Below are 26,811 nucleotides of genomic sequence, written 5' to 3'. Positions count from 1 at the left end.
AATAAATGGATTCATACAAAAGCCCCTTGCCAAATGGCAGGGGCTTTTGTAATGAAATCCTGTAATTATTACATAATAAAAAAGAATGTTCGTTTCAATATTTTGTGGTATGATGTAGAGGTACGTACAACCTCGAGGTACGTACAACTTAGGAGAGTTTGAAAGGAGAAAAGGTTATGACAATGAATGTTGCTAAGATGATTGACCATACAGCTTTAAAAGCGGATACAAAAAAAGAACAAATTGTTGTACTTTGCCAAGAGGCGAAAGAATATGGATTTGCGTCTGTTTGTGTAAATCCTACATGGATAGAACTGGCAGCTGAACTGCTTAACGGTTCAGATGTAAAAGTATGTACCGTTATCGGCTTTCCATTAGGGGCAAACACTCCTGAAACGAAAGCGTTTGAAACAAAAGATGCGATTGAAAAAGGCGCGACGGAAGTAGACATGGTCATTAACATTGGTGCGCTTAAAGATAAAAATGATGAATTAGTAGAACGTGATATCCGGGCTGTAGTCGAAGCGGCAAAAGGAAAAGCGCTTACGAAAGTCATCATTGAAACGTGTTTGTTAACAGAAGAAGAAAAAGTAAGAGCTTGTGAACTGGCTGTGAAGGCTGGAACTGATTATGTAAAAACATCAACTGGTTTTTCAACCGGCGGTGCGACTGTTGAAGATATAGCGTTAATGCGTAAAACAGTCGGTCCTGAAATCGGAGTGAAAGCATCTGGAGGAGTACGTGACGTACAGGGTGCAAAAGATATGATCGAGGCGGGTGCAACCCGAATTGGAGCAAGCTCAGGTGTATCCATCGTCAATGGATTAACTGCTGACAGCGATTACTAAGACTGTGTAATATTAAAAAGGGTTGATTCAGGGCTTTTGCTCTTGAATCAACCCTTTTCTTATCAAAACGAGTGGCGTCCATGTAATTTCATAATAAAGTTGGCCAGTATACCGGTTAAAGGTAAGGCAAGGATGGAACAGACCACATTGAACAGCAGGCTGACATGTGCAAGCTGGACATCTGGGAGGGGAGTTAGTTGACTCACAATTCTTTCGAATGTCTGAATGAAGGGGAAGAAAAAGGCTACACCCAATATATTCAGCCATGTATGGGCGAAAGCGGTCAGCTTTGCTTCCCTGTTGGCTCCGATGCTTGCGAGAAGGGCTGTAATGCATGTGCCGATATTGGCTCCAAATAAAATGGCGATGCCCGCATGCAAGGTCAGGAGATTCTCGTTTAAAAAACTCATGATAATGCCCGTTGTAGCCGTGCTTGATTGAATGATCGCTGTAAGAATCGTTCCTAATCCCAAACCTAAAATTTCATTTGTATTAGTCTGGGTAATAATTTGGCTGACCGTTGTTAAATTAGCCAGCGGCAGGGCGAGTTTTTCAAATCCGTTCATTGATACAAAAATACATCCCAAGCCGAACAACATGCTGCCAAGACAAAAGGGAACGCGGCGTTGGACTAATAATAGGGCGGCGCCCCCTATGAGCATAGGCACTACATATTCATCCAAGCGGAAAGTAATCAATTCGGTTGTAAAAGTAGTACCGATATTTGTTCCAAGGATGATGCCTATGGATTGATGAAAAGTCAGATATCCGGTGGCCACCAATCCTACCGTAATGACCATTACGGCAGAACTGCTTTGAAGAATCATTGTGATAAAGGTTCCGACCATCATGCCCTGCCATGGTGACCGGGTCAGCTTAATTAGCCATTCCTTCATCTTATTGCGTGATAAATTGTATAAGCCCGTCCTTAATATAGTCATGCCAAATAAAAAAATAGCAATATAGACTGAGAAGAACGAAAGAATGTTCAGCATGCAATTCACCTCTTTATCCATTTTTATAGACAAGTTATCGTTCGTATGACAAAGGAATAAAATTAATCGTGAAACAAGGATTTCTTCTTTAAAGGAGTTGACCTTAGGAAGTCAGTACGCTATAATTGCAAAAGACATGTCTTTTCATGTCTTTTAACTTTCAAGCTAGTGGTTTTGTTCGGAGGGAGGGAATTAGAATGTCAAAAACGGTTGTTCGTAAAAACGAATCGCTTGAGGATGCTCTTCGCCGCTTCAAACGTACAGTATCTAAAAGCGGTACTATACAAGAGGCTAGAAAGCGTGAATTCTATGAGAAGCCTAGCGTAAAACGTAAGAAGAAGTCTGAAGCAGCTCGCAAACGCAAATTCTAAAAGAGGGTGTAAGTATGAGTCTTCTTGAGCGTTTAAATGATGATATGAAACAAGCGATGAAAAATAAGGAAAAAGAGAAACTTTCCGTTATTCGCATGGTTAAAGCCTCTTTGCAAAATGAAGCTATCAAACTAGGTAGAGAGCTTACAGAAGAAGACGAGTTAACTATTATTTCTCGTGAGTTAAAGCAACGTAAAGACTCCCTCCACGAATTTGAACAAGCAGGTCGTCAAGATCTTGTTGATAAAATTCAGAATGAGCTAGCAGTTCTAGAAATTTACATGCCTAAGCAGCTCACTGAAGAAGAATTAACAGAAATTGTTAAAGAAGCGATTGCGGAAGTGCAAGCGAGCTCTAAAGCTGATATGGGGAAAGTAATGGCCGTGATTATGCCGAAAGTAAAAGGCAAAGCGGACGGCTCCCTTGTCAATAAGCTTGTTCTTCAGAACTTGTCATAAAAGAAAGCCTTACTATATAGTAAGGCTTTTTTTTATACATAATGAAACTCTTTTTTATTTTAACCGTATATATAGTCAATAAATCCTACTCGTCGCTCAAAGGAAAGGTGGTGTGACAGTGAAAAGGCGAGCGTATATATATGCTGTAATATGTTTCGTTTCTTTTTTTATGTATTCAATGTCCTTTTTTTTCGCCCAAGCTGACAACGGCCGTGTGTACGTTATTCCAGTAGAAGAAACAGTCGAAAAAGGATTGTATGCTTTTTTAAACAGAAGTATTGAAGAGGCGAAAGAGCAAAAGGCAGATTTAATCGTGTTCGATATTAACACCCCTGGAGGAGCTGTTGATGCAGCATCTGAAATAGGAAGAATCATGACTGAAACGGATATTCCTAACGTGGCATTGGTCAATCAAAAAGCGTTGTCAGCAGGAGCTTACATTGCTTTAAACGCAGATGAGATTTATATGACACCGGGATCCACGATTGGCTCTGCAGCGGTCATTGATCAACAAGGGGATGCGGCGGACAAAAAAGCGCAATCCTTTTGGAATGCTGCGATGAAAAGTGCGGCCGAACAAAATGGACGAAATCCGCTGTATGCTTTGGCAATGGCAGATGAAAGCATACATTTGCCAAAATATGATGCTGAAAAAGGTAAGCTTTTGACCTTGACTGCAGATCAGGCGGTAGAAGTTGGATACTCTGAAGGGACTGTCGCTAATCTGAAAGCTCTTTTGAAAAAGGTAAATAAAGAAAATGCCCAAGTGACTTACATGGAGGAAAGCATGGCTGAAAAAGTCGCGCGATTTGTCACTCATCCTGTTGTTATTCCTATTTTGCTCTCCATTGGCAGCCTAGGGCTGGTTTTAGAATTATACACCCCTTCTTTTGGGCTTGCAGGAACGATGGGGATTTCCTCTCTATTATTGTTTTTCTATGGACATACAATAGCAGGGTTAGCCGGAATAGAAGCTGTTGTCTTATTTGTGATAGGCATCATCTTATTGATTTTAGAGTTTTTCCTTGTCGGAGGAATTGCTGGCATTTTAGGGATAGGAGCTGTTATAGCAAGTTTCTTTATGGCTTCGGATAATTATGTGCATATGGCAATTTCCATTTTAATTGCGGTTGTGATATCGCTTGGAGGGGCTGTTGTGATGATGAAATTTTTTAAGAAAAAGCTGGTAGCCTTTCAAAAAGTGATTTTAACGGATTCCATGAATACAGAAGCTGGTTATGTGTCTAATCGAAATAGGATAGAATTAATTGGTAAAGAAGGTGTGACTATCACCCCTTTGCGTCCTTCGGGAACGGTGTTGATTGAAGAAGAGTATGTGGATGTCGTGACGGAAGGAAGCTATTTGTCTAAAGGTGTGAGAGTGAAAGTTGTCAAGGTGGAAGGTTCTAGAATCGTAGTTCGAAAAATAGAAGAATTGTAATAAAAAGGAGGTAACACACATGTTAGTAGGAAATTTATTATTTTTTATCGGAGTAGGTTTAGCAGTTATTCTGTTAGGGGTGTTTTTCACATTCGTTCCTGTTATGCTGTGGATTTCTGCATTAGCAGCGGGCGTGCGCATCAGCATCTTTACGCTGATTGGAATGAGACTGCGTCGTGTTATTCCGTCTCGCGTTGTCAATCCTTTAATCAAGGCGAGTAAAGCGGGCCTGGATGTTAGCATTAATCAATTGGAAAGCCACTATTTGGCAGGAGGAAACGTAGACCGGGTTGTGAATGCATTAATTGCAGCACATCGTGCAAACATCGAATTGAGCTTTGAGCGTTGCGCTGCTATCGACTTAGCTGGTCGTGATGTATTGGAAGCTGTACAAATGAGTGTAAATCCAAAGGTAATTGAAACACCGTTCATCGCCGGCGTAGCGATGGATGGAATTGAAGTGAAGGCAAAAGCGAGAATTACTGTACGCGCCAATATTGAACGTTTAGTCGGGGGAGCAGGCGAAGATACAATTGTTGCCCGTGTAGGTGAAGGGATTGTTAGTACGATTGGTTCTTCTGACAATCATAAAAAAGTACTAGAAAACCCTGATTTGATTTCTCAGACGGTGTTAAACAAGGGGTTGGATTCCGGAACAGCATTTGAAATTTTGTCGATTGATATTGCCGATATTGATATTGGCAAAAATATCGGTGCCGTGCTTCAAATTGACCAGGCGGAAGCGGACAAAAACATTGCCCAAGCGAAGGCGGAAGAGCGCCGTGCGATGGCGGTGGCACAAGAACAAGAAATGCGCGCACGTGTCGAAGAAATGCATGCGAAAGTAGTGGAAGCGGAGGCACAAGTTCCTCTAGCTATGGCGGAAGCGCTGCGTTCGGGAAATATAGGTGTAATGGATTATATGAATTTTAAAAACGTAATGGCGGATACAGATATGCGCAATTCAATCGGTAAAGCTACAAAAGAAGATGAAGAAGATGAAAAATAATCATTATTGAGCCTATAAGAGCTTAATAAGTTCAACAATCACTCAGGGTTGCACAGCATCGCCGGGATGCCGCGGTAAAAATGGCGGGGCGATATCAATTTAGATTTCTTCGATCGCACATATCCTGTGAATCGAAACCCCTTCGTCCGGGTGAAGGACGGCTTTAGTTTAAGGGGGGATTTTTCATGAACCTACTATTTGATTTTTTAATAAGCAATGCCTTTATTTTAGTTATCGTGATCGGTTTTATCTTTAATATTTTTAAAAGATACGGCGAACAATCGAAAACAGATCAAAAAACTAAACGCTCTTTAGAGCCGAAAAGAAGTGAAATTGATATTCGAAAGGAAGTAGAGCGGGCTAAACAGTTTAAAAAACAATCTGCATCCATTCAAGCTAAATTAGAAGAGGCAAAAGCGCTTAGTAAACCTAAGCCTGTGCTTCACGACAGACAAACTTCTGCTCCGCTCCTAACGGTGAAAGCGCAAAGAATAAGAGAAAGTCGCGCTAAAAAAACATTGTCTTTTTCTAAAAAGCAAGTGGTTCAAGGAGTGATTTGGTCTGAAATTTTGAGTCCTCCAAAAGCAAAAAGAAAATAAATTGAAGTGATACAAAGCCCCCTTTTCTCATAAATATGAGATGAAAGGGGGTTCTTTTTATGGCTAAATCATGGAAACAACAGATGAAAAATTGGATTACGAGAAAAATGGAACTACCCGCTGATGTATTGACAGATCTCCCGCGTGTCACAATGGTCGGCCAAATTCATGTGTATATTGAAAATCATAAAGGGTTATTAGCCTTTTCAGATAAAGAAATCCGCATTTTGTTAAAGCAGGGCCAACTGTTAATCAAAGGTCAGGAACTTGTCATTAAGGTGATCATGCCAGAGGAGATTGTGCTCGAAGGAAAAATTGGCCAAGTGCTTTATTTAGAAGAGTAGGTAGAGGAGGAGCACGATGAAGAACCAATGGACAAACTTTATAACCGGTATCGTGACCATCACGATTAAAGGAAAAGGGATTGAGCGTTTTTTGAATCATTGTTTTCGTCAGGAGCTTTTGTTGACGAACATTAAGCGTCTAGATGAAGAATGTGTCAGAGCAACGATTTTATTAAAGGATATTTCTACCATTCGTTCGATTGTTCGTCAAAGTGAGTGCAAAATTTATTTTTCCTATAAACGGGGCTTGCCTTTTTTAACAAAACGAATGTGGAAAAATGGGGGATTCGTAATAGGAATAGGAGCTTTCCTTTTAGTGATCATGCTGTTATCCAACATGATCTGGTCTATTGAAATTAAAGGAGCGAAGCCCCATACAGAGCATCAAATTTTAAAAGAACTGAACAAAATGGGAGTGAAGAAGGGGAAACTCCAGTTCTTTGTAAAAGATCCCGAATCGATTCAGAGGAAATTGACGAATAATATTCACAACCTTACTTGGGTAGGGGTGGAACTAAGAGGCACGTCTTTTCATTTCCAAGTGGTAGAAAAAAATAAGCCTAAACAGCCTAAATCTGTTTCTCCCAGCCATCTCGTAGCTAAAAAGAAAGCGGTCATCGCCAAGTTGTTTGTCGAAAACGGACAACCTTTGGTGAAGGTTAATGATGTTGTGCAGCCAGGTCAGCTTCTGGTGTCTGGAGTCATCGGAAAAGAGGACTATGAACGTGTCGTTGGGGCAAAAGGAGAAATTTATGGGGAAATATGGTACACATCTGTGGTGGAAATTCCGTTAAAAACGAATTTCCGCGTGTTAACTGGAAAGAGCTTTACGAAACACGCTTTGCATATTGGAAATATCAAAATTCCGGTTTGGGGATTTTTCCAAAATGAAAAATATAAAAAAGAAAAAGTAGAAGAGCTGAAAAAACCGCTTTACTTTTTCAAATGGAAACTGCCTTTAGCGTATGAAACAGTGACGGTGAGAGAAGAAGAGATGGTTACAAGGAAGTACAACATTGAACAGGCTGTTCAACAAGGAAAAGAAATTGGCCGAAATGAATTAATTTCGAAATTAGATGCAGATGCTAAGGTTAAAAATGAAAAAGTTTTGCACCAAACTAATGACAATGGTAAAGTAAAGTTAACGATATATTACCAAGTTATAGAAAACATTACAACGACTCAACCAATTATCCAAGGAGATTGAGGAATGGCAGAACAGATTGTTACAACTAACTTGCAACTTGAAAATCATAATGAAGCGATTGCCCTATTTGGTATCCAAGATATCCATCTAAGAAGAATTGAAGAAGAAATGCAGGTATCAATCGTTTCACGAGGTGAAGGAATTACGATTTCCGGCGATTCACGACAAGTGGAGCTTGCAAATGAAATCTTAAAAAAGCTTTTAATTATCATTCGTCGAAACATTTCTATTTCGGAACGAGATGTGTTGTATGCAATAAAAATGGCAAAAAACGGAACGATTGAATTCTTTGCCGATATGTATAACGAAGAAATTGCGAAAAATGTGAAAGGGAAATCCATTCGCATCAAAACGTTAGGTCAAAAACAATACGTATCAGCTATTCGAACAAAGGATTTAATTTTTGGGATTGGTCCTGCCGGAACAGGAAAAACCTATTTAGCAGTGGTGATGGCTGTCAATGCCTTGAAAAATGGAAACATTAAACGAATTATCCTAACGAGGCCGGCGGTCGAAGCAGGAGAAAGTTTAGGGTTTTTGCCGGGAGATTTAAAGGAGAAAGTGGATCCCTATCTTCGGCCTTTATATGATGCCCTTCATGATATTTTAGGAATGGAGCATACACAGCGTTTAATTGAACGGGGAGTCATCGAAATTGCTCCACTGGCATATATGAGGGGGAGAACATTGGATGATGCGTTTGTTATTTTGGATGAAGCCCAAAATACAACACCTGCACAAATGAAAATGTTTTTAACAAGGCTGGGATTCGGGTCTAAAATGGTCATTACGGGAGATATTTCGCAAGTGGACTTGCCTAAAGGGGTTAAGTCGGGCCTCGCCGTTACTCAAGGTATATTAAAGGAGGTCAAGGGAATAGCCTTTGTACATTTAGAACAGTCAGACGTCGTTCGCCATCCATTAGTCGGCCGTATTATTGAAGCGTATGAAAAGCATGAAGCATAAGACCCTGCCTTTCTAGGGTCTATTTTCTTTGAAAGGAGACATACCAGGTGTCAAATTGGAGGTTTATGAAACTGACTGCCGCCCAAATGGATCGCTTTAAATTAGTCCATATTGGTTTATATACACTTCTTGGAATTATTATGTATGCGATGATGTATAGTAATATTAAGCCTGAGGAATTGGATTTGCGCCTGTTTTCTGTTTCGCCTCAGACGGTTTATTCACCCATTGCTGTAGAGGATAAAGAAAGTACGGAAAAAAAACGGAAGGAAGCAGAGGATGCTGTTAAAGATGTCTATACCTTAAAAACGGACTATGCCCAAAACCGGGTCGATTTGGCAGGGTCCATATTTGATTTTATTTTAGAAGTCAATAATGAGATTGCCGAATCTCCCGAACAAGAAACATGGACAGCGGAAGAAAGGTTGAAGAAACAACAAAAAATCCTTAATGAAAAATTACCTTCAAATATAGGAAAAAGCTTATCGGAAGAAACGATAAGCCAATTGCTGCAAGCGAATCGGGAAGAATTGAAAATTGCCAAAGACGCTGTTGTAACCGCAGTCCATAGTGTAATGAAAGACAGGATTACCGTTAGTGATGTAGAAAGCAAAAAGAAACAAGTCCAAAATCAGCTTATTTATACGAACGTAAGCAATGAACTTAAAAAAGCAATGTATGATGTTGCACAGTTTGCCATTATTCCTAACGTAGTCTATGATCCAAATAAAACGGCTGAAAATCGCCAAGAAGCCGGTGAGCGGATTGAACCTGTAAGAATTAAGCAAGGACAAATGATTGTAGAAGAAGGGCAGCTAATTACTACTGATATTTACCGTCAACTGAAACTGGTCGGTCTATTAGATCGTGATCATGCTGTTCAACCGCTTGTCGGATTATTGCTGCTCATTGTTATTATGATTAGTTTCGTCATGCATTATGTTAAAGGTTTAACGGTGAATGCAGATAGATCTCTCTTACTGTATGTGATTGTTTTTACGGTTACGATATTGATTATGAAGATATTGAGCTTGTTTCAAGGTATTGAAATATCTGAAATTGGGTTCCTGGCTCCGGTAGCAGCGGGGGGATTGCTGATTCGTATGCTGCTCAATGAACGGTTGGCTGTTATCTCCAGTATTATGTTATCCATTTGTGGAAGCGTTATTTTTAATGGCGGGGTAACGACTGCTTTTAATGTATACGTGGGCATTTATTTATTGGTAAGCAGCCTGGCCGGGGTATTGTTCTTAAGTCAGCAACATCGCCGATCTAAAATCCTTCAAGCCGGATTGTTTATCTCATTTGTTAATATTATAGTTATTTTATCAATTTTATTAATTAAAAATGGACATTTTGATAGTGTTGAACTTAGTTATTACGGTCTAATGGGAATTGCTTCGGGAGTAATTGCAGCAGTACTCACAATCGGATTGCTGCCATTCTTTGAAGCGGGATTTGGCATTTTATCTACCATGAAATTAATCGAGCTGTCCAATCCCAATCATCCTTTGCTGCGAAAAATCCTTACGGAAACGCCTGGAACCTATCACCATAGCGTGATGGTCGCAAATCTATCCGATTCAGCGTGCGAAGCCATAGGAGCAAACGGATTGTTGGCTAGAGTCGGCGCTTATTATCATGATATAGGAAAGACAAGAAGACCGCAGTATTTTATCGAAAATCAGCTGGGGGGTAAAAATCCCCATGATAAGCTTGCTCCGGAAGTCAGTAAAAACATTATCATCGCTCATGCTACAGAAGGGGCAGATATCTTAAGAAAGCACAAGCTTCCAAAGGAAATTGTTGATATCGCCGAACAGCATCACGGGACAACCTTGTTGAAGTATTTTTATCATAAAGCGTTGGAACAAGCTGATGCCGATGTGGCTGAAAGCGATTATCGTTATCCCGGACCTAAAGCCCAAACAAAGGAGTCGGCCGTAGTCGGGATTGCCGACAGTGTAGAAGCGGCTGTCCGCTCTTTACCGAATCCGACCCCGGAAAAAATTGAGGCGCTCGTCAGGAATATTATTAAAGACCGCTTACAAGATGAACAGTTTAATGAATGTGACATTACGCTTAAAGAATTGGAGCTTGTAGCCACAAATCTTTGTGAGACTCTAAACGGGATATTTCATTCACGAATAGAATATCCGGAATTAAAGAAAGAAAAGGTGAAAGAACATGTTGGTCATTGATTTTATTGATGAAGTAAAGGGCGTAACAGAAGAACAGCAAAAGGAGTTGGAACAGCTTTTGTTGTTGGCAGCCAAAATGGAAAATGTTCCAAGTGGAGCAGAATTGTCCCTTACATTTGTAGATAATGAGCGTATTCAGGAGATTAACCGTGAGTACCGGGATAAAGATAGACCGACAGATGTCATTTCCTTTGCCATGGAAGAAATGGGAGAAGGAGAAATGGAAATTATCGGTGAGAATATGCCTGTAGTTTTAGGAGACATTATTATTTCCATTCCGAAAACATATGAACAAGCAGAAGAATACGGACATTCTTTTATGAGAGAATTAGGCTTTTTAACGGTACACGGTTTCTTGCATTTGCTTGGATATGATCATGAGACTGTTGAAGAAGAAAAAGACATGTTTGACAGGCAAAAGGAAATATTAGAAGCATATGGCCTTAAAAGGTAATCGGATGAACAAGAAGCAACGGCTGCCCAAAAGTTTTTATTATGCGATGGAAGGCATTTTATACGTAGTGAAAAATGAACGGAATATGCAAATCCATACAGTCGTTGCAATTTTGGCGATAATAACGGGCTGTTGGTTTCATATCTCCGTCGCTGATTGGATCATACTAACCATTGTTATAGGCGGGGTCTTTAGCCTGGAATTAATCAATACGGCAATCGAAAAAACAGTAGATTTAATTACGGACAGCCATCATCCCTTAGCGAAAATTGCAAAGGATGCAGCTGCCGGGGCTGTACTCATCTATGCAGTCGTATCAGTTATTGTTGGTGTACTTTTGTTTAGTAAGTATATGTTTTGAAAAGGGTGTCATTATAAGTGAAGAATAATGGTTTTCACTGTTCATCTTTAGTGGGCTGTCTATTAATTATCCGGTTCTAATGAGTTAAATATGGTAGCCCAAAGTTGTTGTTTTCCTTTATTTTTGATAAGATAGATTATTACAAAGTAACTAAATGTTCCGCAACATCCAGGATATGGAAGTGTGAGTATTTTCGGCGGAAATCTTGGGTTGAGCGTATTTCGTTTTATCATCAGTTCACTAATTCTACCTTTGGAAAGGAAGAGTGTAATGGATAAGCAAGCATTGATTCAAGAAGCAATGAAAGCGAGAGAACTTGCTTATGTTCCCTATTCGAAATTTCAAGTCGGGGCTGCGTTGTTAACAAAAGACGGAAAGGTCTATCGGGGCTGCAATATTGAAAATGCCGCTTATAGTATGTGTAATTGTGCAGAGCGAACGGCCTTATTTAAAGCATATTCAGAAGGAGATAAGGAGTATGCTGCCATTGCAGTGGTTGCTGATACAGAAAGACCTGTTCCTCCATGTGGAGCGTGCAGGCAAGTTATTTCAGAGCTTTGTCCAAAAGAAATGAAAGTGATTTTAACGAATTTACATGGCGATATACAAGAGCTGACAGTCGAAGAATTGTTGCCAGGAGCATTTTCAGCGGAGGATTTACATGATTAAAGAAGGATTTAAGTCAGGGTTTGTCTCCATTATTGGAAGACCAAACGTAGGAAAATCAACATTTTTAAACCGCGTCATTGGCCAAAAGATTGCCATCATGAGCGATAAGCCTCAAACGACGAGAAATAAGATCCAAGGAGTATACACAGAGACGGATACGCAAATTGTATTCATTGATACACCTGGAATACATAAACCTAAGCATAAGCTTGGGGATTTTATGATGAAAGTTGCGCAAAACACGTTAAAGGAAGTTGATTTGATTTTATTCATGGTCAATGCCGTCGAAGGGTTAGGCCGTGGAGATGAATTTATCATCGAACGTTTGAAGGGAACAAATACTCCTGTTTTTTTAGTAATTAATAAAATTGATGAAATTCATCCAGATCAGTTGCTGCCTCTTATTGAAACATATCAGAATTTGCATCCTTTTGAACAAATTGTTCCGATTTCAGCTTTACAAGGAAACAATGTAGAAACCTTGCTAAACCAAATTAAAGAAGTATTACCCGAAGGACCGCAATATTATCCGGCTGATCAGGTGACAGATCATCCTGAACGCTTTATTGTAGCAGAATTGATTCGTGAAAAAGCGCTTCATTTAACACGTGAGGAAATTCCCCATTCCATCGCTGTTGTTATTGACTCTATGCAAAGAAGAGAAACAGGCAATACGGTATATGTAGGAGCTACCATCATAGTGGAGCGAGACTCACAAAAAGGGATTATTATCGGAAAACAAGGTAAGATGTTAAAAGAAATCGGTCAAAGAGCACGGGTAGATATTGAAGCGCTCCTTGGTTCAAAGGTGTTTTTAGAGCTATGGGTAAAAGTGCAAAAAGATTGGCGCAATAAAGCTTCACAATTAAGGGATTTTGGATTTAGAGAAGAAGAATATTAACTGACAAAAATTGTGTTACATGATTTTGGGGAAGGAAGGTCATTCTAATCTTAAGGAATTGGACTATGTATCTGATCTCTTTTGATTAGAAAGGTGGGGTTTAAATGTTAGATTTTACCTGGAAGGTATTTAGTAGTACAGGTAACATAGATACGTATCTCCTCTTTAAAGAATTGCAACAGGAGAACGTGGAAATGCCCGACGATAGCCAAGATGAGGAATTAGGGGAATTTAATCTTCCGGTTTCTTAGATGTTCCTTCCAAGATGGTAGGTGACCGGTTTGTTAAACAAATGTGAAGGAATTGTCATCCGCACAAATAATTATGGCGAAGCCAATAAAGTAGTAACGATATACACAAGAGAAGCAGGAAAAATAGGTGTGATGGCAAGAGGTGCCAAAAAGCCTAGCAGCCGGCTTGCTTCTCTTACACAGCCTTTTACGTATGGTCAGTTTTTAGTGCAAAAAGGTTCTGGTATGGGGACTCTTCAACAAGGAGACGTTATTTCATCAATGCGAAGCATACGCGAAGACATATTCATTACCGCGTATGCTTCTTATATTGTAGAATTAACAGATAAAGCGACGGACAACCAAAAGGCCAATCCATTTTTATTTGAACTGCTTTATCAAACGTTATCTTTTATGAACGAAGGTTATGATTTAGATATTTTAACATATATTTATGAACTTAAAATATTGAACGTATTAGGGTTGTTTCCCTATCTTGATCAGTGCAGTGTATGTGGGGCCAAAGACGGAGAATTTGGGTTTTCTATACGTGAAGGCGGATTTATTTGTCATCGCTGCTTCGAAAAAGATCCATATCATTTCAAATTGACACCTAGTGCTGTTAAATTGCTCCGTTTGTTTTATTATATAGATATGAAAAGGCTTGGGACCATATCAGTCAAAGAAGAAACGAAAAAGCAGTTAAAGCAAGTAATCGACAGCTACTATGAAGAATACTCGGGACTTTATTTAAAGTCGAAACGATTTTTAAACCAGATTGATCATTTAAAGGAAACCTTGTCTCCAGAGAGTAAACGTTAAGAAAGAAGGCTCTATGGGAACACGTAACGCTCTGTGGCTGTTTTAAAGTGCCTAGAAAAGATGTGTCCTGAATGAAACGGCACATCCTTCTTTGCGTTCTTTCCCCTGCTGATGGAAGTTTCCTTTATATAAGGTCTATATATTATTCTTTCTATTTCGAATAAAAAGTATATAATATTTATGTAAACAGTATAACACAATCTCAAGGAATTGAAGGTGGTGAGAACAATCGAGCTAAATAAAAGGCAAGAACAAATTCTGCAAATTGTAAAGGATCATGGCCCGATTACAGGAGAGCATATCGCAGATCGCTTAAATTTAACGCGTGCGACATTAAGGCCGGATTTAGCCATTTTAACGATGGCTGGATATTTGGAAGCCAGGCCGAGAGTAGGTTATTTTTACACAGGGAAAACGGGTGCACAATTGCTGACAGATAAAATACGCAAAGTAAAAGTTGGTGAATATCAATCTGTTCCGGTGGTAGTAAATGAAGGAGTTTCTGTCTATGATGCGATTTGTACCATGTTCTTAGAAGACGTTGGAACATTGTTTGTTGTAGATGAACATTCGCTGTTAGTGGGAGTTTTGTCACGAAAAGACTTATTGAGGGCTAGTATCGGAAAACAAGAACTGACGTCCATTCCTGTCAATATTATTATGACACGAATGCCAAATATTACATTTTGCGAAAGAGACGATTATTTGATTGATATTGGAAAAACGTTGATCGATAAACAGATTGATGCCATGCCAGTTGTGAAGAAGACCGACATAGGATACGAAGTGGTTGGCAGAATCACGAAGACTAATATTACGAAATTATTAGTGGCATTAGCGAACGATGAAGTATTGTAATCATATAAGTTAAAATAGTTAATATTGATATTGAAAGGGATGTGTAAGTAATGACCAACCCACTTATTTATGTTGTTTCCGATTCAGTGGGGGAAACGGCTGAACTTGTAGTCAAGGCTGCCACCAGCCAGTTTAATCCTGCGGAAGTGATCATTAAACGAATTCCGTATGTGGAAGATACAGCTACACTTTCAGAAGTAGTATCTATTGCGAAGTTGAATAATGCTCTCATTGGCTTTACCCTTGTAAAACCTGAGATGAGGAATTTTTTACTGGATGAAGCCCGTAAACATAATGTGGAAGTATTTGATATCATTGGTCCTATTATGGATAAGATTCAGAGAGCTTATCAATTGGAACCGAAACATGAGCCAGGCATGGTCCGTAAACTTGATGAGGACTATTTTAAAAAGGTTGAAGCTATTGAGTTTGCTGTTAAATATGATGATGGGCGCGATCCGCGCGGGATTTTGCGTGCGGACATTGTATTAGTGGGAATTTCCCGCACATCGAAAACACCGTTGTCCCAATTTTTGGCTCATAAACGATTGAAAGTGGCGAATGTTCCAATTGTTCCTGAGGTAGAGCCTCCAGAAGAGTTATTTTTAGTACCCCCAGAAAAATGTTTCGGATTGAAAATCAGTCCGGATAAATTAAACCATATACGTAAAGAGCGATTGAAATCGTTAGGCTTAAATGATGAGGCCATTTATGCGAATATTGAGCGGATTAAAGAAGAAATCAAGTATTTCGATAAAGTGGCTGAACGAATTGGGTGTCAGGTCATCGATGTTTCCAACAAAGCGGTAGAAGAGACAGCGAATGTTATTTTAAATTTGCATCATCGTCATCTGTAACAATCATTGGGAACATCTTCTTGTTGATTGTTAGATGGACTTATCCGGGCTCTTACAGGCAGTTATTTCCTGTTTAAGTATTAAAACCGCAACGTCCTGTTTATCGGAGGTGGAGGGCTGCTTGTTAGAGCGGGGAAAAGAAATGACAAGGGTATGTAAGGCAATCACTCAGCTTAATTTATTTGTTCATTTAACAAGTACAATTAAGGTGCAGGAGATTGCTTTTATATATTTTACATAAAATGATTTTTTTGTAGCAAATAATTGAATTTTATATTATAATAAAAAATTGTGATAAAAAAGAATAGTTTTAGGTTTAGACTTTGTCTAGAACGAATAAACTATTTATATAAAAGAAACTTCCATCGGTGGGGGTTTTCCTTCATTTCCCACCGATTGTTAGTTAGGCCCTCACGATGCGGGTCACGCAGGCGTTGCCCCAGGACGCGGCGATGTTACTCTATGTTCCTTTAATCGGGCGCAATTAGTCCCCCACTTAAACTTCCGCGATTACGCCAAGTTTTGAAGTGGAGGTCTTACTGCCCGTTAATGAGGGATAAATAAATGATGAGATGAGACAGGAATAATTTCGACAAACCATCTATATGTAAAATGACAATCCAAAGAAGGAATCTGTGGAGGGATGTAGAATAGAGAGTTATACACACAGAAAATTCAATATTTTTGTCGACGCTGATGCGTGTCCTGTCAAACAAGAAATTTTGGACCTTGCCGATACATATAATGTTCATGTTATTTTTGTTGCCTCATACGCCCATGTTCAACATAAAATAGATGCTGGAGAATGGAAATATGTTGATATGAGCCGAGAGGCTGTCGATTTGTATATCATGAACCATGTGAAGGAGCATGACGTGGTTGTAACACAAGATACAGGTCTGGCAAGTATTCTCGTTAAACAAGGGGTTTATACTTTGTCTCCGCGCGGGAAATATTTTAATAAAGAAGATATGGATACGATTCTCTTTTTTCGTTACGTTTCTGCAAAAGAACGCAGAGCAGGCCATCATTCTAAAGGTCCTAAACCTTTTAGTGAAGAAGAACGGCAACGGTTTATCACAAACATGGATAAGTTATTGTCGAAACTTGCAGGAATTTAGTTTTTAATGAAGAATAATATAATACACGGAGCTGTTAAGGATGGCGGAACGTATACCAGACGAAGTAATAGATCGCATTCGACATTCTATTGACATTGTGGATGTTGTCAGTGATTATGTCCAATTAAAAAAGCAAGGACGAAATTATTTTGGTTTATGTCCTTTTCATGGAGAGAGCACTCCATCATTCTCGGTTGCCCCTGAAAAGCAAATTTATCATTGCTTTGGCTGCGGGGCAGGAGGAAATGCTTTTTCGTTTGTCATGGAAATGGAAGGACTCACTTTTTTAGAAGCTGTTAAGCGACTTGCTGATAAAATTGGTATCCCTATACAACTTCCAACATACCAGCCTCAATCTTCCATTCATAAACCTGCAAACAAGATGATTGAAGCACACGAGCTCTTAAAGAAATTTTACCATCATTTATTAGTAAATACAAAAGAGGGTCAAAAAGCTTTTGATTACTTAATACAGCGTGGCTTTACAGCTGAGATGATTGAAGAGTTTGAAGTTGGCTATGCGCTGGAATCATGGGATTTTGCGATGAAATTCCTAACCAAAAGGGGATTCTCGCCCGATGAAATGGAACAGGCAGGGCTGCTTGTGAAAAGAGATTCAGACGGCGGGTATTTTGATCGCTTTCGAAATCGAATTATGTTTCCTATTTACGATTTGCAAGGAAAAACGATTGCTTTTTCCGGGAGGATTTTAGGTGAGGGACAGCCGAAATATTTAAACAGCCCTGAAACAGTCCTCTTCAATAAAAGCAAAACCATTTATAATTTTCACCGGGCCAAGAAGCACATCAGAAAAAATCAAGAGGCCATTTTATTTGAAGGGTTTGCGGATGTCATTTCCGCTTTTAAAGCTGGCTGTGAAAATGGAATTGCTACAATGGGAACGGCTTTAACAGATGAACAGGCAAAAATCATCAGACGAAATGTCGAATCGGTTATTGTTTGTTATGATTCGGATGAAGCAGGAATTGAGGCAGCTCACAAAGCAACACATACTTTGAATGCAGCAGGCTGTTATGTCAAGGTTGCCACTATGCCTAAAGGATACGATCCCGATGAATATATTCAGCAATTCGGTGCGGAAAAGTTTAGGCAAGAAGTGGTTGAGGCGAGTCTGACGTTGATGTCGTTTAAGATGCAGTATTTAAGGAGAGGAAAAAACCTTCAAAATGAGGCGGAACGGATGCAGTACATCGATGAAGTTCTGAAAGAAATCGGTTCTCTCCCTAAAGCTGTGGAGCGCGATCATTATTTAAGGCAGTTGTCAGAAGAGTTCTCAATTTCATTGGAAGCACTCAAACAGCAATATCAAATTTATAGATTTGAAAAAAAGAAAAAGGATAATGCTCATTGGAATAGAAATAATATAGCTAGACAATCGGCTTCTCAAACGAAGCTGTTACCGGCTTATCAAAACGCAGAGAGAATTCTTCTTTCTTATATGCTAAAAGATCAGCATCTTGCTCTTCGTGTTCAGGATATGATTGGCGGCAGTTTTAACATAGAAGAACATCGGGCTTTAGCTGCGTATTTATATGGTTTTTATGAAGAAGGGCATGAATCCAATATCAGTTTGTTCGTTGAGTATTTGCCTGAAAAAAAATTAGTGCATCTCGTATCTGAGCTGGCGATGATGTCTATTAATGAAGAACTCTCAGAACAGGCACTAAATGATTATGTGCAGCAAGTGTTGAATCATCCAAAATGGTTAACAATAAAAGAAAAAGAAAAAGATAAGCAAGAGGCTGAACGACGTAAAGATTACGTAAAAGCGGCATCCATCGCAATGGAGATTCTTCAATTGAAAAAAGTGTTGAAATAGTATGTATTAACTTTATTATATAGCAATACAATTGCGGAAGGAGGGGGCCAAATGGCTGAAAAATCTGCTCGCTCTAAAGAATTAGACTCTGAATTAACCCTCGATCAAGTGAAAGAACAATTAACAGAAATAGGGAAAAAACGCGGTGTCTTAACATATGAAGAAATTGCAGAGCGCATGTCCGGATTTGAACTGGAATCGGATCAAATGGACGAATATTACGAGTATTTAGGTGAACAAGGAATTGAGGTAATGAATGAATCGGATGTTGATGAGGATGATCCGGATATTCAAGATTTATCAAAAGAGGAAGAGTTTGACCTCAATGACCTTAGTGTTCCTCCAGGAGTAAAAATCAACGATCCTGTTCGCATGTACCTAAAAGAGATTGGACGCGTCGATTTATTATCTGCTGAAGAAGAAATCGAGCTGGCCAAACGTATTGAAAATGGTGATGAGGAAGCGAAACGCCGTCTGGCTGAAGCTAACTTGCGCCTCGTTGTCAGCATTGCAAAACGCTACGTAGGACGCGGTATGCTATTCTTGGACCTGATTCAAGAAGGAAACATGGGATTAATTAAAGCGGTTGAAAAGTTTGATTATCGCAAAGGATATAAATTCAGTACGTACGCTACATGGTGGATTCGACAAGCCATTACCCGGGCTATCGCGGATCAAGCAAGAACGATTCGTATACCCGTTCATATGGTAGAAACAATCAATAAATTGATTCGTGTGCAACGCCAGTTGCTCCAAGATTTGGGCCGTGAACCAATTCCGGAAGAAATCGCAGAAGATATGGACTTAACTCCGGATAAAGTACGTGAAATTTTAAAAATTGCGCAGGAGCCAGTCTCATTAGAAACACCGATTGGTGAAGAAGATGATTCCCACCTAGGTGATTTTATTGAAGATCAAGATGCAACATCTCCTTCTGAACATGCTGCCTATGAATTATTAAAAGAGCAGCTGGAAGACGTACTAGACACATTAACAGATCGTGAAGAAAATGTATTGCGTTTACGTTTTGGACTTGATGATGGGCGCACACGCACTCTCGAAGAGGTAGGAAAAGTATTCGGAGTTACACGTGAGCGTATTCGCCAAATTGAAGCGAAAGCACTTCGCAAACTGCGCCATCCAAGCCGAAGCAAACGCTTAAAAGACTTTTTAGAGTAAAGAATTCATTATTTACATTCAATAGTTTACTTCTTATCATAGAAGTAAACTATTTTTTTTGGAGTGAAACAGATGAATCAAGAAACGAAAAAAAAAGTCATCATAAACGAAATAGAGTGGTGGAAAGAAAGTCATTTGCTGCCTGAACAGTACTGTAATTATTTATTGGCATTATATACAGAAGGAAATGCAGACAGCCAAGAAACGAGTTCATCAAAGCGGCCTAAAAAGCGTTTTCAAGGGTGGCTTTTTAGTATCATTTTGTTATTTTTACCAGTTATGCTTCTTGTCATTTATTTTACTGAATTGTCTTTCGTTTTGCAAATGCTCCTTTATAGTCTTTTTATATTAGTTTGTTTAGGGGCCGTGTTATTTTACATAGAAAAAAATTTTTTTGTGCACGGGTTATTAAGTATGGCCGCAATCTGTTTATTATTTCTGTCATATGAAGCCGTCTCTTTTTATTTCCCCAAAAATTTCTTGATTTTGATGATACTACTTGTCTTTCACTGTGTTTTGTGGATCATCGCAGGATTTCGTTTGAAGATTATTTATTTTAAGATGGCGGGATTCATTGGACTAGTTCTTATCGTTGTTTTTAACCTATTCAGCATTAACGTTTAAGGCTCTTGCAGCCAATGGATGGGACAACGCAATAAAGGCATACGGCGGCTGTTGACGTGAAATTTTAGTCTGCCAACTCATAATAGAAGTACGATCACACCTATTTTTTGCATAAAGAACCTGATGATTTGTTGTAGACAAAGGGAAAATTCTTTATGTTTAAAAGTTTTCTTTATTATAACATGAAATGTTTAAAAAATTTAAAAGTTGTGAAAATTAAGGTGTGTGCTTTATAATTTTGTTGTAAGCGGATTCAAAGAGTGGGGGGATGTATATGAATTTTGACTTAACAACAGAGCAGAAACTCATTCAAAAGACGATTCGGGAGTTTGCTGAAGCGGAAGTGGCACCTGAAGCAGAACAACGCGATAAGGAAAAGCAGTTCCCGTTAAAGGTTTTTCAAAAGCTGGCTGACTTGGGTATTATGGGTTTACCGTTTCCCGAAGAGTACGGCGGGGGTGGGGCTGACACGGTCAGTTTTGCGATTGTTGTAGAAGAACTGAGCCGTGCATGCGGTTCAACCGGAATTACATATTCTGCCCATGTATCCTTAGGGGGAGCACCTCTCCATCTATTTGGTACAGAAGAACAAAAACAAAAATACCTTGTCCCTATATGTACAGGTGAATCTTTCGGGGCATTTGGATTAACAGAACCGAATGCAGGGAGTGATGCCGGTGGAACGCAAACAGAGGCGAAAGAAGATGGGAAAGACTTCATTATTAACGGAAATAAATGTTATATTACGAATGCAAGTTATGCTAAACACTTGGCTTTGACAGCTATTACAGGGCGTAAAGGTGATCAAAAAGAGATCTCTGCAATTATTGTCCCCACTGATGCACCTGGCTTTACTGTTATTGATAATTACGAAAAAATGGGACTCCATGCTTCGAATACAACAGAATTGGTCCTGGAAGATGTAAGGGTCCCTCAAGAAAATCTCCTTGGAGCACGAGGAGAAGGTTTAAAACAATTCCTTGTCACATTAGACGGAGGACGTATTGGGATTGGCGCGATGGCGGTAGGGATTGCTCAAGCTGCTTATGAGCGCGCGTTAAAATATGCACAAGAAAGAAGGCAGTTTGGGAAACCTCTTTCTTCTTTTCAAGCCATCCAATTTAAATTGGCTGATATGGCTATGAAAATTGAATTGGCTCGTACAATGGTTTATAAAGCTGCATGGTTAAAGGATCAGGGACGTCGATTTACAAAAGAAGCGTCTATGTGTAAATTATATGCCTCCGAAATTTGTATGGAATCTGCAAGCCAGGCCGTTCAGATTCATGGAGGATATGGCTATATGAGGGAATATCAAGTGGAGCGTTATATGAGAGATGCTAAGCTCTTAGAAATTGGAGAAGGCACCTCAGAAATTCAGCGTATGGTGATCGCAAGAGAAATCGGATGCTGAGTTTTTATTTATTAGCCTGAGTGATAAAATTGAATATGTGTGTAATGCTATTTTATGTTATAGTTGAATAGGGAAAAGGATTATCGGCTGTAAGATTTTTGGTCATTTAGACATAGATAATCAAGAATGTTTTTCTGAAAGGACCCGCTATCGCAATCCAAGGTTATATGGGATTTCTCATGGCGGGTCCTTTCAGGAGGATGAATCAAATGATATAATTTTTTATATCATTTGATTCATCCTCTTAGTTATTTTTTGTCTATTTAGTGAAAATCATCCAGAACCTCAAGAATAGGGGTTTCGCTCACTATTATTTTGAAGTAAAATAGAGTGTGTTTATACTTTTTTCACTATTCATAATTGATAACGTATACATAAGGAGGTAGACGAAATGAACCGTAACCCGCTTTCACCTTTTTTTCTCATTATGGCAATAGGACTTGTTCTTATGCTTGTTTTATCTGTTAATGGTGTGAACAATGCAAAAGAAATAGCTACAGAGAAAGAGGGCGGTGGAGCTGAACAGGAAACTGCTGCAGCAACGCCGGAAGAACTCTATAAGCAAAGCTGTATCGGCTGTCACGGTGACCAATATCAAGGCGGCGTAGGTCCTGCTCTTAAAGGAGTAGGGGACAAGTTATCAAAAGATGAAATTAAAGAAGTTATTACAAACGGCCGTGGTTCAATGCCGCCAGGGTTAGTCCCAGCTGACAAAGCCGATGAAGTAGCAGAATGGCTTGGTACGTTAAAATAATTTCGAATCTATTACACAGCTTCTTCCAGGGCTTTTTTAAACGGTCTGTATGGAGAGCTTCATGGAAATGATTCACCCCGAAAGGACGCTTGAGCATACTGAATAACGTATGTTCAAGCGTCCTTTTATATGTTGAACTCTTTTAGGAAGGAACAAGGGGGTATGATAAGATAGAGTTTGCTTGCATGTGTCCAATGAACAATTTATGATAAAGTAGAACATCTATCGGTGGAACAAAGTCGATGTGTTCTTTTTCCATCCGCTGACTAACTCAGTGGGTTATGATTATGCAGTAAATAGAGACACGAATACATAATAAAAGGTGAAGATATGAACGAATTACAATTATCAAAACGTTTAGAGGAAGTTGTAAAACTGATCCCATCCAATGCTGCCATTGCTGATATTGGTTCTGATCATGCTTATTTACCATGTTATGCCTACTTAAAAGGATTCATTAAAAGTGCGATTGCCGGTGAAATTACAGACGGACCCTTTCAATCGGCTGTTCAGCAAGTAAGAAAAACGGGACTAGAACAAGTAATTGAGGTGCGTAAAGGGGATGGTCTTGAAGTTATTTCGCCCAACGAAGTAGATTGCATCACCATTGCCGGAATGGGTGGAACATTGATTCGCACCATCTTAGAAGAAGGAAAGAACAAGTTGGAAGGAGTCCAACGCCTTGTGTTGCAGCCAAATATCGGGGCGAAGACATTAAGGGAATGGCTGCTCGAACATTCATGGGAAATTAAAGAAGAGAAAATTTTAGAAGAAGATGGCCGAATTTATGAGATTATTGCGGCTGAACAGGGTGAAGCCTTAAAGCCTTATGGCAAAGAAAAAGAAGCGGGATTATTGCTCGGCCCCATTTTAATGAGGGAGAAAAGCGCAGCTTTTATCAAAAAGTGGACACATGAACAAAAGCATTGGGAAAAAGTAATCACCCAGTTGGATAGCGTTGAGGAGACGCCGGAAAATAAAGCGAGGAAAGAAGAACTTCAACGAGCTATAGCTATTATTAAGGGGGTGCTCTCGAATGAATAAAGTGCCAAATGGGTATGAGGTTATTCAGCTATTTGAATCATTTGCCCCTAAAAGTTTGGCGATGGAAGGGGATAAAATTGGCCTTCAAGTAGGGACATTGAATAAGCCAATCCGAAAAGTAATGATTACATTGGATGTATTGGAAGAGGTGATCGATGAGGCCATTTCCCGCCAAATCGATTTAATCATCGCTCACCATCCGCCTATTTTTCGCCCTCTTAAACAGATTATTACCGATCAGATGCCGGGCCGTTTATTTGAAAAGTGCATTAAACATGATATTGCGGTGTATGCAGCCCATACTAATTTAGATATCGCCATTGGCGGTGTGAATGATTTGTTGGCAGAAGCTTTAGGATTAATAGAAACAGACGTTTTGGTGCCGACGACAAATGTGAAACTGAAAAAACTGGCTGCATTTGTCCCGACAGAACATGCCGAAAGAGTTCGAGAGGCCATTTGTCAGGCTGGAGCGGGGCATATTGGACATTACAGCCATTGCACTTTTAATATTCGAGGAAAAGGAACATTTTTGCCAATGGAAGGAACTAATCCGTTTATTGGTCAACAGGGGAAGCTGGAGCAAGCGGATGAAGTAAGAATTGAAACCATTTTCCCAGAAAATGCAGAACGTAAAATTATTCAAGCTTTAGTAAAAAATCATCCTTATGAAGAGGTAGCTTATGATATTTACCCGTTGGAAAATGAGGGAATGACATATGGGTTGGGGAGAATTGGAAAGCTTGAAAATGAAATGACATTAAGAGAGTTTGCAGAACACGTGAAGGTATCCCTGGATGTAAAAGGGTTAAGAGTGGTAGGAAATCTGGAAGATAAGGTAAAAAAGGTAGCGGTACTAGGCGGAGATGGCAACAAATATATATCCAGTGCAAAGTATAAGGGTGCAGATGTATATGTGACGGGAGACTTATATTTCCATGTTGCACATGACGCGATGATGATGGGATTGAATGTCATTGACCCTGGACATCATGTAGAGAAAGTGATGATAAAAGGCGTGACGGATATTTTGTCAAACATGTGTGAGGAAAGTAAGTTTGCGTGTGAAATCGTCTCGTCTCAAGTTGATACGAATCCATTTACTTTTATGTAAATAACCGTATGGTAATAAAGGGCTTGAAGAGCTGACGATCAAAATAATGGTTTATCCCGCATTAACGGGCAGTAAGACCCCAGCTGATGGAGGTTTCCTAATATTAATTAAATTGAAAGGACCCGTCATGGAATCCCTGTTTTAACTGGATTTTCATGGCGAGTCCTTTTTGCTGTTTTTTCGTAAGCTGTTTCTTTGCTTTTATATGTCTTTATTTAAATACCTATAGTTTTGGCGTTTTTACTTTAGGTAATACTTTTGAGAGAGGAACCGTTCGCTCTTTCTTCCATGTTGATGGATCGTTTGGATTGAATTGCTCTAAAAAGGTGATTACTTCTTTTGTAATAGGGGTCGGCGTTGAAGCTCCGGCCGTCACTGCTACTGTCTTGGCCTCTTTAATCCAATCGATTTCCAGTTCGGAAACATCGCCAATACGATACGCCGTCGTACCTGCAATCTCTTGGGATACTTGGGCAAGGCGATTGGAGTTATTGCTTTTTGGATCACCGACTACAATGGTGACATCTGCTTCTTTCGCTTGCGCTGCTACTGCTTCTTGTCTTACTTGTGTTGCTAGACAAATCTCTTTATGCACTTCGACATGCGGATATTTTTCTTGTACCTTTTTCATAATGTCAACGACGTCCCATTGGCTCATCGTCGTTTGATTAGTCACGATAATATTGTTACTTTTGATATTGAGTGTTTCAACATCTTCCGGTTTTTCCACGAGGTGGACGATTTCTGGTGCAATACCAAGGGCACCTTCCGGCTCTGGATGCCCTTTTTTTCCGATATAAATGATTTCATATCCTTGTGCTTGTTTTTCGCGAATTAAATCATGGGTTTTTGTTACATCAGGACATGTGGCATCGATGGTCACAAGGCCTTTTTCTTTAGCGCGCTTTTTAACTTCCGGCGATACGCCGTGCGCTGTAAAAATGACCGTTCCGCTTTCGATCTGTTCTAAGATTTCAAGGCGATTGGCTCCGTCGAGTGTAATAATTCCTTCTTCTTCAAAAGCATCTGTTACATGTTTGTTATGAACAATCATTCCAAGAATATAGATGGGTCTTGGCAAAGATTTATCTAAAGCGGCATTGCGTGCAATAACCATTGCATCTACAACTCCGTAACAATATCCGCGCGGGGCAATTTTAATCACTTCCATTTTCGAATCCTCCTTCTAATAGGAAACATGACTCTTCCTATTATATAAGAGAGGAAGTGGAATTGTCGAGAAAGGGGGTGAAGCCAAAGGAGAAAGATGCCCCTTTAGCTTCACCCCCTTCTGCAAAGAGGAGGAAATATAATTAATTTTAGTTAAGGGATGTTGCTTTAAATGTAAAGTTTTGGTTTGGATGCTCCTTTTCGAGGGCTTTCAATAAACTCTGCTTCCAGCTCATTGAATGTATCTTCATCGAAGGGGTTCCCATCATTCACTTCCTCACTCGCGGTCTCGATGGCTTCTGTTTCTTCCTCGCTTGTATCATCGCTTTTTAGTGCCTTGTAAATTTTAAACATAGCGGGAATGTTTTTGACCACAGGTCCGTACTGCTGTACCATTGGTCCTACAGATTCAGCCACTTTCAGTATTTTTTGAACGTTTGTCATCATTGAACTAATCGAAGATGGATTTGTGACATTTTGAACGTTACCTAACAATGAACCCATCCGTGAAGCATTTGTCATATTAGGTATGGATTGAGCTCTTCCTCCAAAGAGACGGGAGAGCAGTCCTCCGGAAGAGCGATTCATCATCATAGGTTGTTGTTGAAAAAATGGCTGCATAGGGAAGTTGCGGGAAGGCATAGGGGGAAATGGTCGTCTTGGCAACAAATAAATACACCTCCTTATATAATAGGGATTCATCTATACTATATGCGTACGCCGGAACAAAGGAGATTTGTTTTATCCCGCTTTATCCGAAACGGGAATCTTGTTTCTTTAACTAGGGTATAATGGTCTGTAAAAACCCGATAGATTGATTAATGCAGCATAGAAGAAGGGAATAGACATCGAGAATGAGTAGTAATCAGCTTAAAAATCCATTATAATGATATATTGTGCTTATGTTTAGAGCGGGATAAAGGAAACTTCCATCACTGGGGGTCTTACTGTCCGCTAATT

At 39.6% G+C, this 26,811-nt stretch carries 29 protein-coding genes; 26 read left to right on the top strand and 3 right to left on the bottom strand.

The window, feature by feature from the left end; all coding sequences use genetic code 11:
• The first annotated feature begins 182 nt into the window (after positions 1-182).
• On the top strand, positions 183-848 hold the full coding sequence (gene deoC, locus BK575_RS22520) for a deoxyribose-phosphate aldolase (RefSeq protein WP_169908038.1): 666 nt from the start codon (positions 183-185) through the stop codon (positions 846-848).
• 62 nt (positions 849-910) lie between these two features.
• On the opposite strand, the gene BK575_RS22515 is transcribed toward deoC, so the two are convergent.
• Positions 911-1,843 carry a Na/Pi symporter gene (locus tag BK575_RS22515; RefSeq protein ID WP_078413819.1) on the bottom strand — a complete coding sequence of 311 codons (933 nt, stop codon included), beginning with the start codon at positions 1,841-1,843 and terminating at the stop codon, positions 911-913.
• Positions 1,844-2,040: 197 nt separating this feature from the next.
• Here BK575_RS22515 and rpsU point away from each other — a divergent pair, with 197 nt between their 5' ends.
• From rpsU to BK575_RS22390, 25 genes are all read left to right on the top strand, one after another.
• Positions 2,041-2,214, top strand: a complete 174-nt coding sequence (rpsU, locus tag BK575_RS22510; RefSeq protein ID WP_015595024.1) for a 30S ribosomal protein S21 — start codon at positions 2,041-2,043, stop codon at positions 2,212-2,214.
• Positions 2,215-2,228: 14 nt separating this feature from the next.
• Entirely contained in the window at positions 2,229-2,672 is a 444-nt protein-coding gene (locus BK575_RS22505; protein WP_078413818.1) for a GatB/YqeY domain-containing protein, read from the top strand.
• A 112-nt stretch (positions 2,673-2,784) separates the two neighbouring features.
• Positions 2,785-4,113, top strand: a complete 1,329-nt coding sequence (locus tag BK575_RS22500; protein ID WP_407984361.1) for an NfeD family protein — start codon at positions 2,785-2,787, stop codon at positions 4,111-4,113.
• Positions 4,114-4,132: 19 nt separating this feature from the next.
• On the top strand, positions 4,133-5,122 hold the full coding sequence (floA, locus tag BK575_RS22495) for a flotillin-like protein FloA (protein ID WP_078413817.1): 990 nt from the start codon (positions 4,133-4,135) through the stop codon (positions 5,120-5,122).
• Positions 5,123-5,307: 185 nt separating this feature from the next.
• Positions 5,308-5,721 carry a hypothetical protein gene (locus BK575_RS22490; protein ID WP_078413816.1) on the top strand — a complete coding sequence of 138 codons (414 nt, stop codon included), beginning with the start codon at positions 5,308-5,310 and terminating at the stop codon, positions 5,719-5,721.
• 59 nt (positions 5,722-5,780) lie between these two features.
• A complete protein-coding gene (gene yqfC, locus BK575_RS22485) occupies positions 5,781-6,065 on the top strand; it encodes a sporulation protein YqfC (protein WP_028394940.1) in 285 nt (94 codons plus the stop codon).
• 16 nt (positions 6,066-6,081) lie between these two features.
• Positions 6,082-7,272, top strand: coding sequence for a sporulation protein YqfD (yqfD, locus tag BK575_RS22480; protein ID WP_078413815.1), 1,191 nt, complete (start codon positions 6,082-6,084; stop codon positions 7,270-7,272).
• A 3-nt stretch (positions 7,273-7,275) separates the two neighbouring features.
• Positions 7,276-8,238, top strand: a complete 963-nt coding sequence (locus BK575_RS22475; protein ID WP_078413814.1) for a PhoH family protein — start codon at positions 7,276-7,278, stop codon at positions 8,236-8,238.
• 86 nt (positions 8,239-8,324) lie between these two features.
• Complete coding sequence (locus BK575_RS22470; RefSeq protein WP_407984389.1) at positions 8,325-10,439, top strand: HD family phosphohydrolase; 2,115 nt, start codon at positions 8,325-8,327, stop codon at positions 10,437-10,439.
• Positions 10,426-10,893: an rRNA maturation RNase YbeY gene (ybeY, locus tag BK575_RS22465; protein WP_078413813.1), complete on the top strand. Its 468-nt coding sequence runs from the start codon at positions 10,426-10,428 to the stop codon at positions 10,891-10,893. Before BK575_RS22470 ends, ybeY begins: the two co-directional genes overlap by 14 nt.
• Before the next feature lie 4 nt (positions 10,894-10,897).
• Positions 10,898-11,254: a diacylglycerol kinase family protein gene (locus BK575_RS22460; protein WP_235867431.1), complete on the top strand. Its 357-nt coding sequence runs from the start codon at positions 10,898-10,900 to the stop codon at positions 11,252-11,254.
• A gap of 270 nt (positions 11,255-11,524) precedes the next feature.
• Positions 11,525-11,923: a cytidine deaminase gene (locus BK575_RS22455; RefSeq protein ID WP_078413811.1), complete on the top strand. Its 399-nt coding sequence runs from the start codon at positions 11,525-11,527 to the stop codon at positions 11,921-11,923.
• Positions 11,916-12,824: a GTPase Era gene (gene era, locus BK575_RS22450; RefSeq protein ID WP_078413810.1), complete on the top strand. Its 909-nt coding sequence runs from the start codon at positions 11,916-11,918 to the stop codon at positions 12,822-12,824. Before BK575_RS22455 ends, era begins: the two co-directional genes overlap by 8 nt.
• A gap of 104 nt (positions 12,825-12,928) precedes the next feature.
• Positions 12,929-13,075, top strand: a complete 147-nt coding sequence (locus tag BK575_RS22445; RefSeq protein WP_078413809.1) for a YqzL family protein — start codon at positions 12,929-12,931, stop codon at positions 13,073-13,075.
• 30 nt (positions 13,076-13,105) lie between these two features.
• Positions 13,106-13,876 (top strand): DNA repair protein RecO, encoded by a 771-nt coding sequence (gene recO / locus BK575_RS22440; protein WP_078413808.1) that lies wholly within the window; start codon positions 13,106-13,108, stop codon positions 13,874-13,876.
• A gap of 216 nt (positions 13,877-14,092) precedes the next feature.
• Positions 14,093-14,734 (top strand): helix-turn-helix transcriptional regulator, encoded by a 642-nt coding sequence (locus BK575_RS22435; protein ID WP_078413807.1) that lies wholly within the window; start codon positions 14,093-14,095, stop codon positions 14,732-14,734.
• A 50-nt stretch (positions 14,735-14,784) separates the two neighbouring features.
• A complete protein-coding gene (locus BK575_RS22430; protein WP_078413806.1) occupies positions 14,785-15,591 on the top strand; it encodes a pyruvate, water dikinase regulatory protein in 807 nt (268 codons plus the stop codon).
• A 635-nt stretch (positions 15,592-16,226) separates the two neighbouring features.
• Entirely contained in the window at positions 16,227-16,712 is a 486-nt protein-coding gene (locus tag BK575_RS22425; protein WP_078413805.1) for a YaiI/YqxD family protein, read from the top strand.
• 40 nt (positions 16,713-16,752) lie between these two features.
• Positions 16,753-18,552: a DNA primase gene (dnaG, locus tag BK575_RS22420; RefSeq protein ID WP_078413804.1), complete on the top strand. Its 1,800-nt coding sequence runs from the start codon at positions 16,753-16,755 to the stop codon at positions 18,550-18,552.
• A 51-nt stretch (positions 18,553-18,603) separates the two neighbouring features.
• The gene (rpoD, locus tag BK575_RS22415; protein ID WP_028394927.1) at positions 18,604-19,731 is read left to right on the top strand and encodes an RNA polymerase sigma factor RpoD; all 1,128 of its coding nucleotides are present in this window, start codon (positions 18,604-18,606) and stop codon (positions 19,729-19,731) included.
• A 72-nt stretch (positions 19,732-19,803) separates the two neighbouring features.
• Positions 19,804-20,355, top strand: coding sequence for a hypothetical protein (locus BK575_RS22410; RefSeq protein ID WP_078413803.1), 552 nt, complete (start codon positions 19,804-19,806; stop codon positions 20,353-20,355).
• 274 nt (positions 20,356-20,629) lie between these two features.
• Positions 20,630-21,769, top strand: a complete 1,140-nt coding sequence (locus tag BK575_RS22405; RefSeq protein ID WP_078413802.1) for an acyl-CoA dehydrogenase family protein — start codon at positions 20,630-20,632, stop codon at positions 21,767-21,769.
• A 391-nt stretch (positions 21,770-22,160) separates the two neighbouring features.
• Entirely contained in the window at positions 22,161-22,523 is a 363-nt protein-coding gene (cccA, locus tag BK575_RS22400) for a cytochrome c550 (protein ID WP_078413801.1), read from the top strand.
• 330 nt (positions 22,524-22,853) lie between these two features.
• On the top strand, positions 22,854-23,567 hold the full coding sequence (locus BK575_RS22395; protein WP_078413800.1) for a tRNA (adenine(22)-N(1))-methyltransferase: 714 nt from the start codon (positions 22,854-22,856) through the stop codon (positions 23,565-23,567).
• Positions 23,560-24,681 (top strand): Nif3-like dinuclear metal center hexameric protein, encoded by a 1,122-nt coding sequence (locus tag BK575_RS22390; protein ID WP_078413799.1) that lies wholly within the window; start codon positions 23,560-23,562, stop codon positions 24,679-24,681. Before BK575_RS22395 ends, BK575_RS22390 begins: the two co-directional genes overlap by 8 nt.
• Positions 24,682-24,904: 223 nt before the next feature.
• Here BK575_RS22390 and BK575_RS22385 read toward each other — a convergent pair whose 3' ends face one another.
• Together BK575_RS22385 and vrrA are read right to left on the bottom strand one after the other, a co-directional pair.
• Entirely contained in the window at positions 24,905-25,852 is a 948-nt protein-coding gene (locus BK575_RS22385; RefSeq protein ID WP_078413798.1) for a 4-hydroxy-3-methylbut-2-enyl diphosphate reductase, read from the bottom strand.
• 167 nt (positions 25,853-26,019) lie between these two features.
• Complete coding sequence (vrrA, locus tag BK575_RS22380) at positions 26,020-26,520, bottom strand: VrrA/YqfQ family protein (RefSeq protein ID WP_169907947.1); 501 nt, start codon at positions 26,518-26,520, stop codon at positions 26,020-26,022.
• Between the last annotated feature and the right edge of the window lie 291 nt (positions 26,521-26,811).

The sequence above is a fragment of the Priestia abyssalis genome (assembly GCF_002019595.1).
Lineage (GTDB): Bacteria > Bacillota > Bacilli > Bacillales > Bacillaceae_H > Bacillus_BA > Bacillus_BA abyssalis.
Note: the sequence above shows the minus strand (reverse complement) of the source record. Positions and strands in the feature narration are given on the sequence as shown.